The 13,755-nt window shown below is 42.6% G+C and carries 18 protein-coding genes and 1 pseudogene; 10 read left to right on the top strand and 9 right to left on the bottom strand.

The genetic code is table 11. The features are described 5' to 3' along the window. Positions 1-150, bottom strand: a pseudogene (locus ACE1CD_RS36740) (RNA-guided endonuclease TnpB family protein); the annotation flags it as partial. Positions 151-400: 250 nt separating this feature from the next. On the opposite strand from ACE1CD_RS36740, the gene ACE1CD_RS36735 reads away from it, so the two are divergent. Then, complete coding sequence (locus ACE1CD_RS36735) at positions 401-574, top strand: hypothetical protein (protein ID WP_374789290.1); 174 nt, start codon at positions 401-403, stop codon at positions 572-574. Positions 575-578: 4 nt separating this feature from the next. Here the strand turns inward: ACE1CD_RS36735 and ACE1CD_RS36730 are convergent, their stop codons facing one another. Further along, a complete protein-coding gene (locus ACE1CD_RS36730) occupies positions 579-1,748 on the bottom strand; it encodes an ARPP-1 family domain-containing protein (RefSeq protein WP_374827889.1) in 1,170 nt (389 codons plus the stop codon). A 37-nt stretch (positions 1,749-1,785) separates the two neighbouring features. Further along, positions 1,786-3,129 carry a VWA domain-containing protein gene (locus ACE1CD_RS36725; RefSeq protein WP_374827888.1) on the bottom strand — a complete coding sequence of 448 codons (1,344 nt, stop codon included), beginning with the start codon at positions 3,127-3,129 and terminating at the stop codon, positions 1,786-1,788. Between the two features lie 608 nt (positions 3,130-3,737). Here ACE1CD_RS36725 and ACE1CD_RS36720 point away from each other — a divergent pair. Next, positions 3,738-3,869, top strand: a complete 132-nt coding sequence (locus ACE1CD_RS36720) for a hypothetical protein (RefSeq protein ID WP_374789293.1) — start codon at positions 3,738-3,740, stop codon at positions 3,867-3,869. Between the two features lie 170 nt (positions 3,870-4,039). Here ACE1CD_RS36720 and ACE1CD_RS36715 read toward each other — a convergent pair whose 3' ends face one another. Further along, the gene (locus ACE1CD_RS36715) at positions 4,040-4,186 is read right to left on the bottom strand and encodes a hypothetical protein (RefSeq protein WP_374789294.1); all 147 of its coding nucleotides are present in this window, start codon (positions 4,184-4,186) and stop codon (positions 4,040-4,042) included. 48 nt (positions 4,187-4,234) lie between these two features. On the opposite strand from ACE1CD_RS36715, the gene ACE1CD_RS36710 reads away from it, so the two are divergent. From ACE1CD_RS36710 to ACE1CD_RS36695, 4 genes are all read left to right on the top strand, one after another. Further along, positions 4,235-4,480, top strand: a complete 246-nt coding sequence (locus tag ACE1CD_RS36710; RefSeq protein ID WP_374789295.1) for a type II toxin-antitoxin system Phd/YefM family antitoxin — start codon at positions 4,235-4,237, stop codon at positions 4,478-4,480. After that, positions 4,477-4,875 carry a type II toxin-antitoxin system VapC family toxin gene (locus ACE1CD_RS36705; protein ID WP_374789296.1) on the top strand — a complete coding sequence of 133 codons (399 nt, stop codon included), beginning with the start codon at positions 4,477-4,479 and terminating at the stop codon, positions 4,873-4,875. Before ACE1CD_RS36710 ends, ACE1CD_RS36705 begins: the two co-directional genes overlap by 4 nt. A 203-nt stretch (positions 4,876-5,078) precedes the next feature. Then, complete coding sequence (locus tag ACE1CD_RS36700; RefSeq protein WP_374789297.1) at positions 5,079-5,324, top strand: hypothetical protein; 246 nt, start codon at positions 5,079-5,081, stop codon at positions 5,322-5,324. Continuing rightward, on the top strand, positions 5,324-5,512 hold the full coding sequence (locus tag ACE1CD_RS36695) for a type II toxin-antitoxin system VapC family toxin (RefSeq protein ID WP_374789298.1): 189 nt from the start codon (positions 5,324-5,326) through the stop codon (positions 5,510-5,512). The genes ACE1CD_RS36700 and ACE1CD_RS36695 overlap by 1 nt, the downstream gene beginning before the upstream one ends. 338 nt (positions 5,513-5,850) lie before the next feature. Here the strand turns inward: ACE1CD_RS36695 and ACE1CD_RS36690 are convergent, their stop codons facing one another. After that, positions 5,851-6,387, bottom strand: a complete 537-nt coding sequence (locus ACE1CD_RS36690) for a hypothetical protein (protein ID WP_374827887.1) — start codon at positions 6,385-6,387, stop codon at positions 5,851-5,853. Positions 6,388-6,723: 336 nt separating this feature from the next. Here ACE1CD_RS36690 and ACE1CD_RS36685 point away from each other — a divergent pair, with 336 nt between their 5' ends. Then, on the top strand, positions 6,724-8,103 hold the full coding sequence (locus tag ACE1CD_RS36685; protein ID WP_374827886.1) for an NB-ARC domain-containing protein: 1,380 nt from the start codon (positions 6,724-6,726) through the stop codon (positions 8,101-8,103). Positions 8,104-8,200: 97 nt separating this feature from the next. Here ACE1CD_RS36685 and ACE1CD_RS36680 read toward each other — a convergent pair whose 3' ends face one another. Then, positions 8,201-8,845, bottom strand: coding sequence for a type I restriction endonuclease (locus ACE1CD_RS36680; RefSeq protein ID WP_374827885.1), 645 nt, complete (start codon positions 8,843-8,845; stop codon positions 8,201-8,203). A 112-nt stretch (positions 8,846-8,957) separates the two neighbouring features. Then, positions 8,958-10,421 carry a CoA-acylating methylmalonate-semialdehyde dehydrogenase gene (locus ACE1CD_RS36675; RefSeq protein ID WP_374827884.1) on the bottom strand — a complete coding sequence of 488 codons (1,464 nt, stop codon included), beginning with the start codon at positions 10,419-10,421 and terminating at the stop codon, positions 8,958-8,960. A gap of 238 nt (positions 10,422-10,659) precedes the next feature. Here ACE1CD_RS36675 and ACE1CD_RS36670 point away from each other — a divergent pair, with 238 nt between their 5' ends. After that, positions 10,660-11,001, top strand: a complete 342-nt coding sequence (locus tag ACE1CD_RS36670; RefSeq protein WP_374827883.1) for an antibiotic biosynthesis monooxygenase — start codon at positions 10,660-10,662, stop codon at positions 10,999-11,001. Positions 11,002-11,065: 64 nt separating this feature from the next. Here ACE1CD_RS36670 and ACE1CD_RS36665 read toward each other — a convergent pair whose 3' ends face one another. After that, complete coding sequence (locus tag ACE1CD_RS36665) at positions 11,066-11,449, bottom strand: aspartyl protease (RefSeq protein WP_374827882.1); 384 nt, start codon at positions 11,447-11,449, stop codon at positions 11,066-11,068. Continuing rightward, the gene (locus ACE1CD_RS36660) at positions 11,446-11,769 is read right to left on the bottom strand and encodes a hypothetical protein (protein ID WP_190462244.1); all 324 of its coding nucleotides are present in this window, start codon (positions 11,767-11,769) and stop codon (positions 11,446-11,448) included. Before ACE1CD_RS36660 ends, ACE1CD_RS36665 begins: the two co-directional genes overlap by 4 nt. Before the next feature lie 122 nt (positions 11,770-11,891). Here ACE1CD_RS36660 and ACE1CD_RS36655 point away from each other — a divergent pair, with 122 nt between their 5' ends. Further along, complete coding sequence (locus ACE1CD_RS36655; RefSeq protein ID WP_374827881.1) at positions 11,892-12,767, top strand: right-handed parallel beta-helix repeat-containing protein; 876 nt, start codon at positions 11,892-11,894, stop codon at positions 12,765-12,767. A gap of 442 nt (positions 12,768-13,209) precedes the next feature. After that, a partial coding sequence (locus ACE1CD_RS36650) for a transposase (RefSeq protein WP_374827880.1) occupies positions 13,210-13,755 on the top strand: 546 nt, incomplete at its 3' end.

Here is a 13,755-nt window from a genome sequence, read left to right as displayed (position 1 = left end):
ATAAGCATAAGCATCATTGCGACTTTTGATAAAGCCATCCATCCATGCTCTGATGATGCTATTGCGAATAAAACGAGCAGTGCGGATAGCTTCATCTAGCTTCCTGTACTGGTCGTTTATTCCTTCTAGCTTCATTTCGTATACGAGCATGGTTTATCGTTGACCTTTACGATAAACTTATGATAACACAGATGAAAATATTGATTCGCTACCCTTGAGGGTTGTTGTTGTAAGAGGGGAGATTTTCATTTTCCCTTCCCTATAAGGAGCAGGCTTTCAATCTCCCCCCTTACAACACCCCGATTTTCCGGTAAAATTGAAGTCTTTGCACAGTTCCCAGCAGGAAGGCAGGACAGGCGGCAAGCACTGCAATCCTTTTTGACCTCGGCAAGTAGATAAGTTGGGAGGGAAGAAGGGAGAGAAAAATAGAGCGATCGCTTCTCAAGCTGAAGAAGAATTAGTAGGACGGGCGGTTAGCATAAAGGCGTGCAATGTTGTTTTCAACGCAACTTCCCAAATTTGGCATCAGGGGGTTAGCAACGCCTTATCTAACTCAGTTCCTACTGTAATATAGTGTACTACGCTGCTGCCAAAGGTGTCAAGTTTTTCGACAAAATATATTCTGGTTTGGCAAACAGGGAAGCGTACACCAGTTGTCCGCCATCTTCGACGAACTGACCTGCAAAATTATTGCCGATCGCAGTTTGCAAACGCAATTCGCAGAATCTTTCTTCTTCCTGAAGGTTGAATTTTTCTGCGGGTGTTGCGGCTAATTGAGATAGCACTTGCTCTTGCAATTTTTGACGGCTTTGCTGTAACTGGAAGCGCAGTTCGCGCAGATTGCTAGCAGCAAAAGGAACAGGTTGTTGTTCTGTCAAATTACCAGCTTTTTGCTCGAAATACATCGCCGCCGTACCGTAGCAGAAACAAACCAAAGGCATCCACATTTCTTGGAAATAAGCCGCAGTTGGTGCAATTTCTATCCCAGCTAATTTATCGCCCAGGAAAAACAGCGCTCCTGTTTGATTTTCTAACAATTCAAATCGACTTTGATATTGAGTCAAAAATGCTCGCTGGCGGGTGATAATCTGCTCCAAATGGCCTCTGTTGGGCAGGTTAAACTGTTGATTCAGGCGGCTGATGGCATTCCAAAGTTTGCTGTAACTCTTCTGACCTCGCAGTTGCAGCGCTTCTAAACGCAGTTGCACTGGTAAGATGAAAAACCACTGTTCGCGACCTTCCAAATAGCCGCCTTGAGATTGTTGGACGCAGCAAGCATCTTCAAACATCAGCTTTTGACCGCCAGCTATAAAAGCCGATCGACACAAGGCGTGATTTTGCGCTCCGTCTTGGATATAACCGATATGCAGAGGTACAATAGCTATACCGCTATCGGCAGGATTTGCTAATTCTACACTACCGTATCCGGTAACTCGATTGAGTTTTAAACCAGTCAGAGGGCCTGTATATTTGCTTTTATTATGCCCGCCGAAGATTGGCACGACGGTCATCAATCCGGATTGCTGCGGTATCCCCAATTGATATGGGGAAAAGTCAAATGTGCTGAGAATTAATTCTTGGCAAAGCATGGTAATTAGCAATGGAGAATGGGGAGTTGGTCTCCCGATTTTGGATTTTGGATTTTGGATTTTAGATTGGCTCCGCTTGAATATTGTAGTAGTCGGTTGGGTTGAGGTAAGGAAACCCAACTCGATCGTCGGGATTTGTTGGGTTTCGCTATCGCTCAACCCAACCTACAATTGACAACTGACAACTGACAACTGACTAATGACTAATGACTAAATCCAATTTTTTGAGCAGAAACTCTCGCAATCCAATTTCGCTCTGATTTTGATTCGTCATTGATAAGATGGATATCAATAAGTCTTCAAAATCGTCTTGATGCCAGAATTCCAATTGGGGTAAATTAGTCGCGGGTCGCCGTAAGGTTAGGTCGTCGCTGCCAGTAAATTTGCTGTGGCAGAAAACCACAGGTGTGTGAATACCAAGTTGAGGTAATGTGGCGACAAGTCTGGCTAAATCGCCTGGGTAAATATTTTCGTAACCGTCAGAAACGATCGCCACTAAATCCGGTTGAGTTTCTAAGGCGTCCAGTAAGGCAAGCGCGATGTCGGTGTTGCCTTTTGGTATGGGGATTTGTCCGGAATTTCCCACGGCAAAAATTTGCAAATTTGGGCAGCATTTCTCTAGCACTAGCTGGAATGCGACTGATTGGGAAATGCCGCAATATTCGCGATCGCCATACCCTTTTGTGGAAGCAGAAGCATCGAGTACGAGCGCTAATTTGCCATGAAATCGCGGTAGCTTTTTGGCGGCGTCTTCTACGTAACGCTCTAAAGCTTGTTGCAATTCGGCAGATATGCCACCTCGGTACAGGTGAATCAAGGTAGCGGAAATGTCACCGCGATTGGTAGGAGTAATAGTTTTGGGTCGTTCTTCTTGTCGATCGAATTTTTCTAGGAATTGGGTATGGGCGAGTTTGTATTGACCGCTGCCAGTTTGTCGCGTACCTTGTTTGTACAATACAGGAAAAATTGTTTTTACTTTTTCTGGATCGCGAGCAAATCTGAGCAAATGGCGGCGCAAATACTGTTGGTCTGCAACAGCAGGATTGCTGAGCATTTTGGCACAAGCTCTGGCTACGTTTTTCCCCATTGCGTGTGACAAGCAATCCTCTAATGTGCGTCGCCGACAGTTGGCCATATCCTCAAGATCGGGATGATTCAATATGTAGTTGAGGATGGCTTTGGCTGTGTGTTTGTGATTGGCTCGCACTCGCCGCAGAGCTAAAAATACTGTTAGCACTTTGTCTGGGTGCAGTACGCTCAATAGCAAGTTGGTGATGCGATCGAGTGTGTGACGTATTTCTGGAGTCATTCCGATGCGAGAGGTTCGCAGCACCTGGAATAAGATGCGATCGCGTCCTTGCGGAAGTACTCCTTTGGCTACTCCCATGAGTGCGTAAAGTTCTGCATTGTTTTGGTATGCGCTGCTGTGCAAAGCTTCGTCGTTCCATTGCGGCTGTTTGCCTTTGTGGAGGACAAAGGGTTCGTTATGCGATCGCAGGTGTTGAAGTATTCCGCCGACTGTTTGATTGATTGCATCCATTGGCCCACCTCCTCGCCGTACCGCAAACTCGGTCAAGTGGTTTGCGGTTTTATGTATACTACAATATACTACACAAGCAAAAGTGGCAAGTGGGGGAACCTACCCGCTAACCCCCCTCCCTACAAGGGAAGGGGGGAAATACGAGTGTTTGATTTGGAAGTGATGAGCAAAATTTTTATATTTTTTTAGGTTTTGGTGGTTGACAAATGTAGATTTAAAATGAGTCGGTACAGATGAGTGCAAATAAATGCGATCGACATCGGCAAATATCCATAATTTTGATATTTAAGTGCGATTTAGGGCTAAAATGTAGCAATTGAGTTAATTATCGTTATCAGACGCAAACTACTAAGCTTTAGCTTTATTTAGTACCGGATCGTTAATTTTTTTAGTGATTGGGAACACAGAGCCGATCTAACACGAACTAATTTTTTATTAAAGATTAACTAAATCATAAACTAAACCTTGTAATATCCATATATCGCATTATTTTGTTGCAAATTTTGCATAAAATATAGTTATTACACCTTAAGATATATGACAAGCCATTTAAAATTAACGGAAGCTACCTTATAGATAGAGTTAGAGAGCAAATGGAGAAAATAGAAATGAAAACGGAAGTCAAAAAGTCTGTTCAGACACGAGTTGGTGACAATAATGACACTTTTAACTTTGAAATATGGGTGAGAGAAGTAAAACCGCAGTTACTCGCGGCGCTTAAAAGAAGATCGGAAAAATAATATATTTTTTGTGAGTAATTACTTAGGCTAAACCAATATCCTTAGAAAGGAATGCCCAAAATTACAGATAAGTAGGGTGCGTTACGCTGGAAAGTGACGCACCCGCTCGTGTTTGGACTTCGCAGGATAATAGTTTCCGTTTTGCACAGTTGTTCGATCGTCGCATAGCCTTATTTCGTCTTTAGTTTTTCTAATTTTTGTCTAATCAATATCTCAACTTCCTCAACCTCAGAATTTGATTTTGGGATGTCAAAAGTCTCGGTGGACGCTTCAGAGGTAAAACGGTCAACAAAGGCATGAAATGCGCTCTTGCACAACCATCAGAATCAAACTAAACTTAGTTTATAGACTCAGTTGCTCGACCAATGGAAACTGTAAATATCCATCAAGCTCAAACGAATCTCTCACGACTATTGTCCCGTGTGGAACTTGGAGAAGAAATCATTATTTCAAACCAAGGTATCCCGATCGCAAAATTGGTTCCGTTTCGGACTTTATCCAATCGACGAGCTAGTTTAGGGGAAGACCGAGGGAGATTTATCGTGCCAGAGGACTTCAACGATCCTTTGCCAAAAGAGATTTTGGCAGCATTCGAGGGAGATGAAGAGTGAAACTTTTGCTGGATACGCAGTGCTGGTTGTGGTGGTTTGCCCAACCAGAAAGATTGAATGAGGCGACAATTGCACGCATTGCCGATGAAACCAACGAATTGTGGTTTTCTGTTGCTAGTGTTTGGGAAATGGGCATCAAAGTTGCGATCGGAAAGTTGCCATTGCCAGAGCCAATAGACAGTTATATTTCGACGCGGATGATGATGTTAGATATGCGATATCTGGAAATTACTGCACCTCATGCCTTGCGAGCCGCTGCGTTACCATTGCATCATAAAGATCCTTTCGATCGAATGTTGATTGCCCAAGCTCAAATTGAGGGGATGACGCTTGTGAGTGCCGATTCAATCTTCAAGCTATACAGCGATTTATCCCTTCTTTGGGCAGCCAATTAGTGAGATTTCAATCCTCAGTTTTACATAATTGAATCGCGAGTGCGTGTTGTGGGCGATCGCATAGACGAGCGAGCCAGGAAAAAGGCGATCGCACTTTTTTTGGGTAGGGGTGCGATCGCGTAGCGTGCTGTAGGCATATCGCTCTTTTAGTAGACGGTTAATTTAAAGTGTGATATAATAAATAAACTGATTATAAAATAGCAATGGCTACACTTCAGATTGAAAATCTGCCCGATGAATTGTACAGTCGTATTCAATGTCTTGCCTCTGACAAAAATGTGACTCTCAATGAGGCAGTAATTCATCTATTGAAGCAATCATTCGAGTCCGAAAAGGTAGTGATAACTCAGGTGCAAGAGAGCCAACCAATGTCAGCAATCCTACAAAGGATTCGTAGTCGCCCCAGAGTTAACCCAAGCGATTTTGGATTAATGGATAGCAGGATTTAATGAATAAAGCTGTTGAAATTGGTTTAGACTATGGCATTACAGCTTATGATGGATGTTATGTAGCATTGTCAGAACAAGTTACAGTACCGTTGCTAACATTGGATGAACGATTAGTAAATTCTTTGACAGGTAGTAAATTTGATGTGAGATTGTTTACAAATTTTACGCTGCCGCCTTTATCTGCTTAATAATTATAATTGATTAATAGAGCTTAGGCGATAAAGCGGAGAACTTTATTAGTCAGCTTTGCTATCCAGAAAACCGTTTATTTATTTTTTTAAGTAAGAGCGATCGCGTAAGCGATGCGTAGGATTATCCCTTTGATGTTTTTAGATAGGTAGAAATAGGCGATCGCTCTTTTTTTGGTAGTCCGATCGCTCTCTGTTCAATCCTCGCATTGTCATCGTAAAAATGGATAAGATTGTGAGTGTAAAAAGAGGTTGGTTTTCCTTGCGTTAACCTAAAGTAAAAGGAAGAGCGATCGCACTGCTTTCTGCTTTGGTTAGTGTATACCGATATCTTCGCTCTAGCGGTAAAATTTATTGCCATCAGAATAAAAAACAATATCCTGACGGATACCATTGGGATAAAGGTAGGGCATCTTCAGATCAGACAGACCGTCATTATTATTATCGATGGACTCAATCTTGCCAACAACAGAATTTGGGTTTAAGTTGCCCTTACCGCTTCTCCACCAGATGCTGGAGTTAAAGTTTTTCCCGTCCGAGGTCAATACCCACATTCCAACATCAAAGTTTCCATAGTCATACAGACAAGCAATATCCGACTTTTGATCGGCATTGAAGTCACCAACAGTACAACTAATTATGCGTGAGAAGTTCGTATCTCCCCGACGTGTTGCATACCATTGTTGCCATGTTCTACCATCATAGATTTCTACTGCAACAGCAAGTGAGCCTACCTCTCGAATCCGAGCTTCTTGAGTTTGTTTGCCATCAAACTTTCCTCGTAATCCAGATACTTGTGAATATGCTACTTCAATTGAACTAAAAACCGTAGCTACGACACCGATAGAAATTAAAAATCTCATGAGTATTTTCATAATTGCATCCCAGCTAAAACTTTACAAACCTGGTCAATTTTCGGTCTAAGTGTTGCTGATTTCAGGAATGAAAAGAGTTTTGCCTTATGTCCAAACCGTTGTAGAGACGCAAAATGAAAGCGTCTGGGCATGGGGCTTCATACTTCGATTTAGCAACGCCTCGGTCTAACTCCCATTTTCCCTGGAAATAAAAGCTTTGCCCATTCAAAATTGCTCAATTTTGTTGGCAATTTTGTCTGCCACACAAACTCGCTGCTTGAAAAATGTTGGAAAATGCCAGAAAACGTTGGAAAATGTTGAGTATAATACGGAAAACAGCGACATCTACGAGCCAGCATGAATCTTAAGGAAGTGTTAAAAATGGCTGACGATATCGTGTTTGCCAAGACGGGTCAGCATCTTGATGACTTGCAAGAGGCGATTCTGCTAGGAACTATGCAAGGTGAGAAATACACCAAAATTGCCGAAGAGATTCATTGTAACGAAAGTTATGTCAGGGATGTTGGTTCAAAGCTATGGCAAATACTTTCAGAAGAATTAGGTGAAGATATCACTAAATCTAATTTTAGATCCGCAATGCAAAGGTTACAGAACTATAATGTTTTAAACTTTGCAAAAGTAACACAAAACGTTAATGGTAATTTTAACGTTTGTGGAGAAAGTAAAGACCGGCCAGATATACCAAACTCAAATCCACCTAATCAGGAAACAGCTAACACAAAACAAACTAAAACATCACATCAAGATTTAAGCGAAATGCCGGATTTGGGTGCTTTTTACGATCGCACTCCCGAACTCGCCACCCTCACTACCTGGATTTTACAACAACGCTGTCGCCTAATCGCACTCACGGGTATCAGCGGAATCGGCAAAACCGCATTAGCAGCGCAACTCGTACAACAGATTAAAGATGAGTTTGAATATGTAATTTGGTGCAGTCTGGACGAATCCTACACTCTAGACGAATTGCAACATAAACTAATCCAGTTTTTCTCGCAGTCAGAAAATCTTGAGTCACCTGTAACTAACCAAAAACCTTTACCTCTAATTAAATATTTACAAAAATATCGCTGCTTAGTCGTATTAGATGATATTCACAACCTCTTCATTAGCGGCGAATTGGCAGGGAAGTATAAAGATGGATACGAAGAATATCGCACTTTATTCAAACAGATAGAAACATTATACCATCAAAGTTGCTTTCTGCTAATCGGTTGGGAAGAACCGAGAGAAATTCCTCAGAAAGAAAGCCAAAATACTTTCATTCGTAGCTTACAACTCACTGGTTTAGACACCGCTGCTGGATGGGAAATTCTCAGAGATAAAGGGTTAGGAGAAATCGATAACTGCTCAGCACTGATTCAGCGCTACCAAGGCAATCCGTTATGGTTAAAAAGCGTGGCGACTCTGATTAAAGAGTTGGGAGGAGGCGTGACAGAGTTATTACTAGATGATACCATATTGTTACCGGAAGATTTGAAAGATGTTTTAGAAGAGCAGTGCGATCGCCTATCCGAAATAGAAAAACAAGTTATCTCTTTGTTAGCGAAGGAAAACGGAGCGGTCAATCTGGGAAAATTGCTAGAAAATGGCAGAATTCCACCATCAGATTTACTAAATGCGCTGCAATCTCTATCGCGGCGCTGCTTGGTAGAACAACAAGCAAACTTATACAGTTTGTCACCTGTACTGAGGCAGTATATAAAAGAATTATAACTTATTTATTGTGATAAAATTTATGCTATCCTATTTTATTGGCATTTTCTGGAACGATCGCAATGCACATAACCATATAAATTTCTCAGAATAACGGTTAACTTTCTGAGTGCGTAATGCCTTGAGCGAAATGCTTGAGAATTTGAAATGCCGATCGCAATTCGCTTGCTATAGTATAAATCGAAAATGCCCGCGATAATGCGTATTGAGGCATTGGTTGCGCCAAAAGTTTCACAAACAACACATCATCGCCATTCGTCAACACGCCAAATCGCGGTTTATCCAGATCTGGATTTGCCATCATATATGCTAATGCTTGAGGTAATGCCGATCGCGTCGAAATCGTAGTTTTCTTGGACTCCAAAACCATTACCCAAAGCTGATTTTGCAAAATCAAAACATCAATTCGTCCGCGCAGCTTTTCTTCTCCATCATCGATCGCGATCTCGATCGCAGCTTCCGCCTTCATCTTAAACGGTGGATCGTAAAAACCCGCCAGTTCTAATAAAGGCGATGCCACAAGCAACGTTACTGCCCCTTCTAGCAATTCTCCATCCGCTCTATGATATAGCAATCTGCGTCGCAGAGTATCCAAAGCAGTCTGTTCGGAATCGTTTACGGGCGGTAATTCAGTTTGCCATTCTGTAAAAAAAGTCTCATCCTCACTTCGACGCAAGTTCAACCTTGATTCAGCTTCAGCAAGGCTTTTAATAGCTTCCGTAACCGCAAACGCTTTTGCCATTTGTTTGTAGTAATATTTTAGTTTTTGTTATTTTAACACAAACCCTTGTCTGCGATCGATAACCTTAGTTCTTTCACTTCGGCGCTGCTCGATCGAACAAAATGACTAATGACTAAAATTGCCGCGTCCAATCTTTTGGCCATCGCTCTACAACTACTTTAGTTTGTGTGAAGAATTCCACCGCATGACGCCCTTGTCCGTGCAAATCTCCAAAGAAACTTGCTTTCCAACCGCTGAAGGGAAAGAATGCCATTGGCGCTGCTACTCCTATATTAATTCCGATATTACCGGCATCGGCTTCGTAACGGAATTTTCGCGCTGCTGCACCGCTGGTGGTGAACAAACAAGCCATATTTCCCCATTCGCTGCTATTTACCAAAGCAATAGCATCATCAATTGTATCTAAATGAATCAATCCCAATACGGGGCCGAAAATTTCCGTGCGGGCAATTTCGCTTTGGGGATTGACATTTTGCAAGATGGTTGGTTTAATAAAATTACCTTGTTCGTAATTGGTAATTTTAGGATTGCGGCCATCTACTAACATTGTTGCACCTTCATCAATTCCTTTTTGAATTAATCCTTCGATTCGCGTTTGACTGGCGCGGGTAATTACTGGCCCCATCTGCACTTTTTCATCCAAACCGTAGCCGACTATTCGCGTTTGGGCTACTTCAGAAATAGCTTCTGTAAATGTTTCCCGTGCTTCTCCCACTGTGACTGCCAAAGAAGCGGCGAGACAGCGTTGTCCGGCACAACCAAAAGCACTATCTGCGGCAATCTTTATGGTAGTTTCTAAATCGGCATCTGGCAGTACAATAATAGGATTCTTCGCGCCTCCCTGACATTGAGCGCGTTTGCCGTTGGCGGCGGCGCGACTGTAAACGTATTTCGCTATTGGTGTGGAACCGACAAAGCTAATGGCACGAATTATGGGATGATCTAAAATGGCATCTACGACTTCTTTGGCACCGTTGACTAAATTAATTACTCCTTTTGGCAATCCGGTTTGTGCTAATAAATTAAATATTTTTTGCATTGTCAGGGGCACTTTTTCGGAAGGTTTGATAATGGTGGTATTGCCGCAAGCTAAAGCATAAGGCATAAACCAAAAAGGTATCATGCCAGGAAAGTTGAAAGGTGCAATAATAGCAGTTACTCCGATTGGTTGACGGATGGTGAATTCATCAATGCCACGCGCCACATCTTCCAGGTAGTCTCCTTGCATTAAGATGGGGATTCCGCAGGCGACTTCTACATTTTCGATCGCACGCCGCATTTCACCTTTTGATTCAGCTAAAGTTTTGCCGCATTCCAGGGTAATGGTACGCGCCAGCTCATCAAAATGTTCTTCGAGGAGGTTTTTGAGTTTGAACAAGTATTGCACCCTTTCTGTTGGCGGAATTCGTCGCCAACTGGTAAAGGCATCTGCTGCTGCTATTGCTGCGCTGGATACTTCCGTTGCAGGCGATAATGGTACAGTACCCAGCACCTCAGCCGTGGCGGGGTTAATCACATCCAGGTAGTTTGTGGCGCTGGATGTACACCATTCACCATTTATATAGTTTTTTAACACGCCAAATCCTTAATAACGGTTACTATTATTTGAGCGGTCAGCGCTGTACCCTATCTGGGTATGCGTTTGGAGTATATTATATTATCTCCGGTAGCTTCGGTTATATATATTTGGAGGTAGGGGGGAAGTATTCGGGCGATAATCGTTCACTCTAAACCCTAGATTTTATATCCGAATGCTTCGCCCGCCCCTTACGCAACTGATGCAACCGGACACGATATCATTTCAGGAGTGTAGAATGTCAGAGTTTCAGGATTTTTTGAAATATAAATGTGCCTACGTCGCTATTGGTGAGTTCAAACCGGGTAAGTTTTCTGAGGCGGAACAACTCTATGAAAAGGCTGTATCGACCTACGCGCAAGGTTTCAAGGGTTCTTATTTATTGCAAGAACCGGGAACTGATAAAGGAATAGCGATTATTCTTTGGGAGAGTCAGTCAGATATGCAAGCTAATGAAAATGAGGTAAATCAAGCTATTTTGCATGAGATGAACCATTTATTTGCTAAACCACCAATTACTGGTTGCTATGAAATTGTGAGCGAAATTCACCCGCACGATCGCAGTGGTGAATCTTCTTAATTGGTCTGCCAGTTTGTGAGCGAGTGAGTTAAGGCGATCGCTCTGTTTTAGAGCTAATTATCTTTCACTCACTTGCTACCATTTTTAATGTCAAAATTCCCCTCGGTTTATTTACGGCTAACTCCATCATTTCTAGCCATTGCGAACCAATTAAAATGTCAAAAAGTTCATCTCCAACGTGAACGGGAATAATAAATTCTTGTCCGTCCAAAATTACTCTTCCTTCATAGATGTCGAAGAACTCATTTCCTCGTGCTGTCTCCATCTCGATTTGTGGGGTAATTAAAGCCCAGCCTAGCGCCTCTAGCTCTTGAAAATTAATCGCCAGAAAACCTGTGGTAAAACCTGTGTCCAGTAGCGCTTCAACTGGGAAGCGTTCTCCGTTATTAGCAATCAATTCAATTTCAAACAACAACTCCCCATCTTCCCCAAACCTGCCTGCTATCATATCCTTCCACAATATCCTTCTTCATTAAGGCGAAAAGCAGTCATCTTAATATCCGCGTCGCCATACCGTTCCTTAATTTTTTGGATGAGACCTTCTAATTTGCGGTCAAGTACATACTCGCCAGTGTTTGGTTCTATGGCAATCAACCAATTGTAATACTTTTCCATCAATTCCGGGCGAATTCGTTCAAATACTGCTCGACAGCGCAGTCCTAATTCTGTTCTTTCTGCTCTGCGTCGAGCTATTTCTTCAGGCGGTACGGTGTATTCTGGGAATATTCTACCCCGTCGTGCTTGTCGCTTTTGTGGTAAGTCGCTCATATCAATTGAAAAGTCGAATATTGGATTATTTTATAATAGCACTTCTTCAGTTACTAGACTGGGCAATACCGAATATACTCAAATTTGATTGCTAAAAGTAATTAACTAGGTGAGGATATGCAATGGAATTTTTCACACCCACAAACAGGCGCTCTTTTATCTTCGGTCTTCTTGCCTTTGTCGCATCGGAATCGATTATTGCACAGATGGAAGAAACTGTAGTAAGTACGGTTGAAGAATTTGTGGCTGCGATCGGTCCCAATCGTACTATCAAACTCAAACCCGGAACATATTCTCTATCCGACCTCGACCCTGCTGCTAGTAGCAGATACGCCTATTTTGAGAGAGCCTTCGATGGCAATGAACTGATTATTTCAGGAGTACAAAATCTGCAAATCATCGGTTTGGGTATTAAACCGCCTCTCCTACTCACTCGACCCCGTTATGGCGATGTTTTGAAATTTCGAGAATCTCAAAATATTACGATTAAAAATATCGAAGCCGGACATGGCCCGGAGAAAGGATTTTGCAGAGGCGGTGTCTTTACTTTCATGGATTCCCAAAATATTCAAGTCAATAGTTGCATCCTTTTCGGCAGCGGTGTTTTAGGGATAAAAGCTGAAAATGTTAATGGTTTTATCTGTGGTAATACGGTGATTAAGGAATGCACATATCACATCCTCAGTTTGTTTGCTTGTCAAAATATTACTTTTAAAGAATGCCAGTTTAATAATAACAAAGAATACGAATTAGTCAGGATATTCAATTCTGGTCAGGTAGAATTTTTACAATGCGGATTCCGCAATAATCTGATCGACGTTGACTACGACTTTTTCTTCAATGTCAAAGAAAGCGAACCTGTGAAGCTGCAAAGATGTATAATTGAAGGTAATAATGTGCCATACTTCGCCGCGTCACCTCGCTTGCTAGATTTGATTGAAACTGACTTAGACAGCAACACTTTCCGCAAGGGATCGGCGTATCCACCCAATAATTAGTATTAACGCCAGTTGCGTAAGTCCTGATAAATTCTTGTCCCTCCCATCCAAAGTCAAGTTGTAGGGTGCGTCAGACCATAAATCCTCACGACACCATTAGGGTTTGAGCGTCTGACGCACCCTACTAATTGTGCTTCGGGTCAAGATAGTTGGTATCGGTGGAGTGTCTGAGATCCGAATTTTACACGCAGCAAGCTTTAAACCAGTTTTCGTAGGTTGGGTTGACGGTAGGAAACCCAACATTTGTTGGGTTTCGCTATCCCTCAACCCAACCTACAGTGCTGCTCTGGGGAAGATGAATACGCAAAATAGGGGAAAGAGGCTCTTGACAGGATAAATTTTTTTTGTTATGCTTGTCTTGATGAGGAAGAAATATTTAACAATATTATTTTTTCAACCGCTTGGGGTTTTTCCACCCCCACCCCTAACCTGACACCCCCCTATGCGTCCACCCCGCCAACTCCACCCCCACCACACCTACCACATCACCGTCCGCTGTAACAACCGCGAATTCAAACTCCACCGCCGAGAATGTCGTCACATCATCCTCTTCGCCCTCAAAAAAGCCATCGAAAAATATAACTTTCGTCTCTACGCCCTCTGCATCCTATCTAACCACGTCCACTACCTCATCGAACCCGCCACCCCCACCGACCTTCCCAAAATCATGCACTGGTTAAACTGGTATACTGCCATGTGCCTGAACCGAATGCTTAACCGCACCGGACATTTTTGGGAAAAGCGATATTACAGTACCAGTTTCCCCAAATCCGACCAAAAACGCGCCCTCTGCACCCTCCGCTACATTCACGGTAATCCCAAAGCAGCAGGAATCAAACAGGGTTTTTTCTATGACTTCTCTAATTATGGAACATACGACCAACTTACCACCGACGGACTCACCCAATGGCATCCCGCTTTTCTCGCTTTGGGTAAATCCTTAGACGAATGCGCGAAAAAATATCGCGGTTTCTGTCAAAGATATAAA

It is taken from the genome of Aerosakkonema sp. BLCC-F183, assembly GCF_041929145.1.
Taxonomy (GTDB): Bacteria; Cyanobacteriota; Cyanobacteriia; order Cyanobacteriales; family Aerosakkonemataceae; genus Aerosakkonema.
This window is presented reverse-complemented; position numbering and strand designations above follow the sequence as displayed.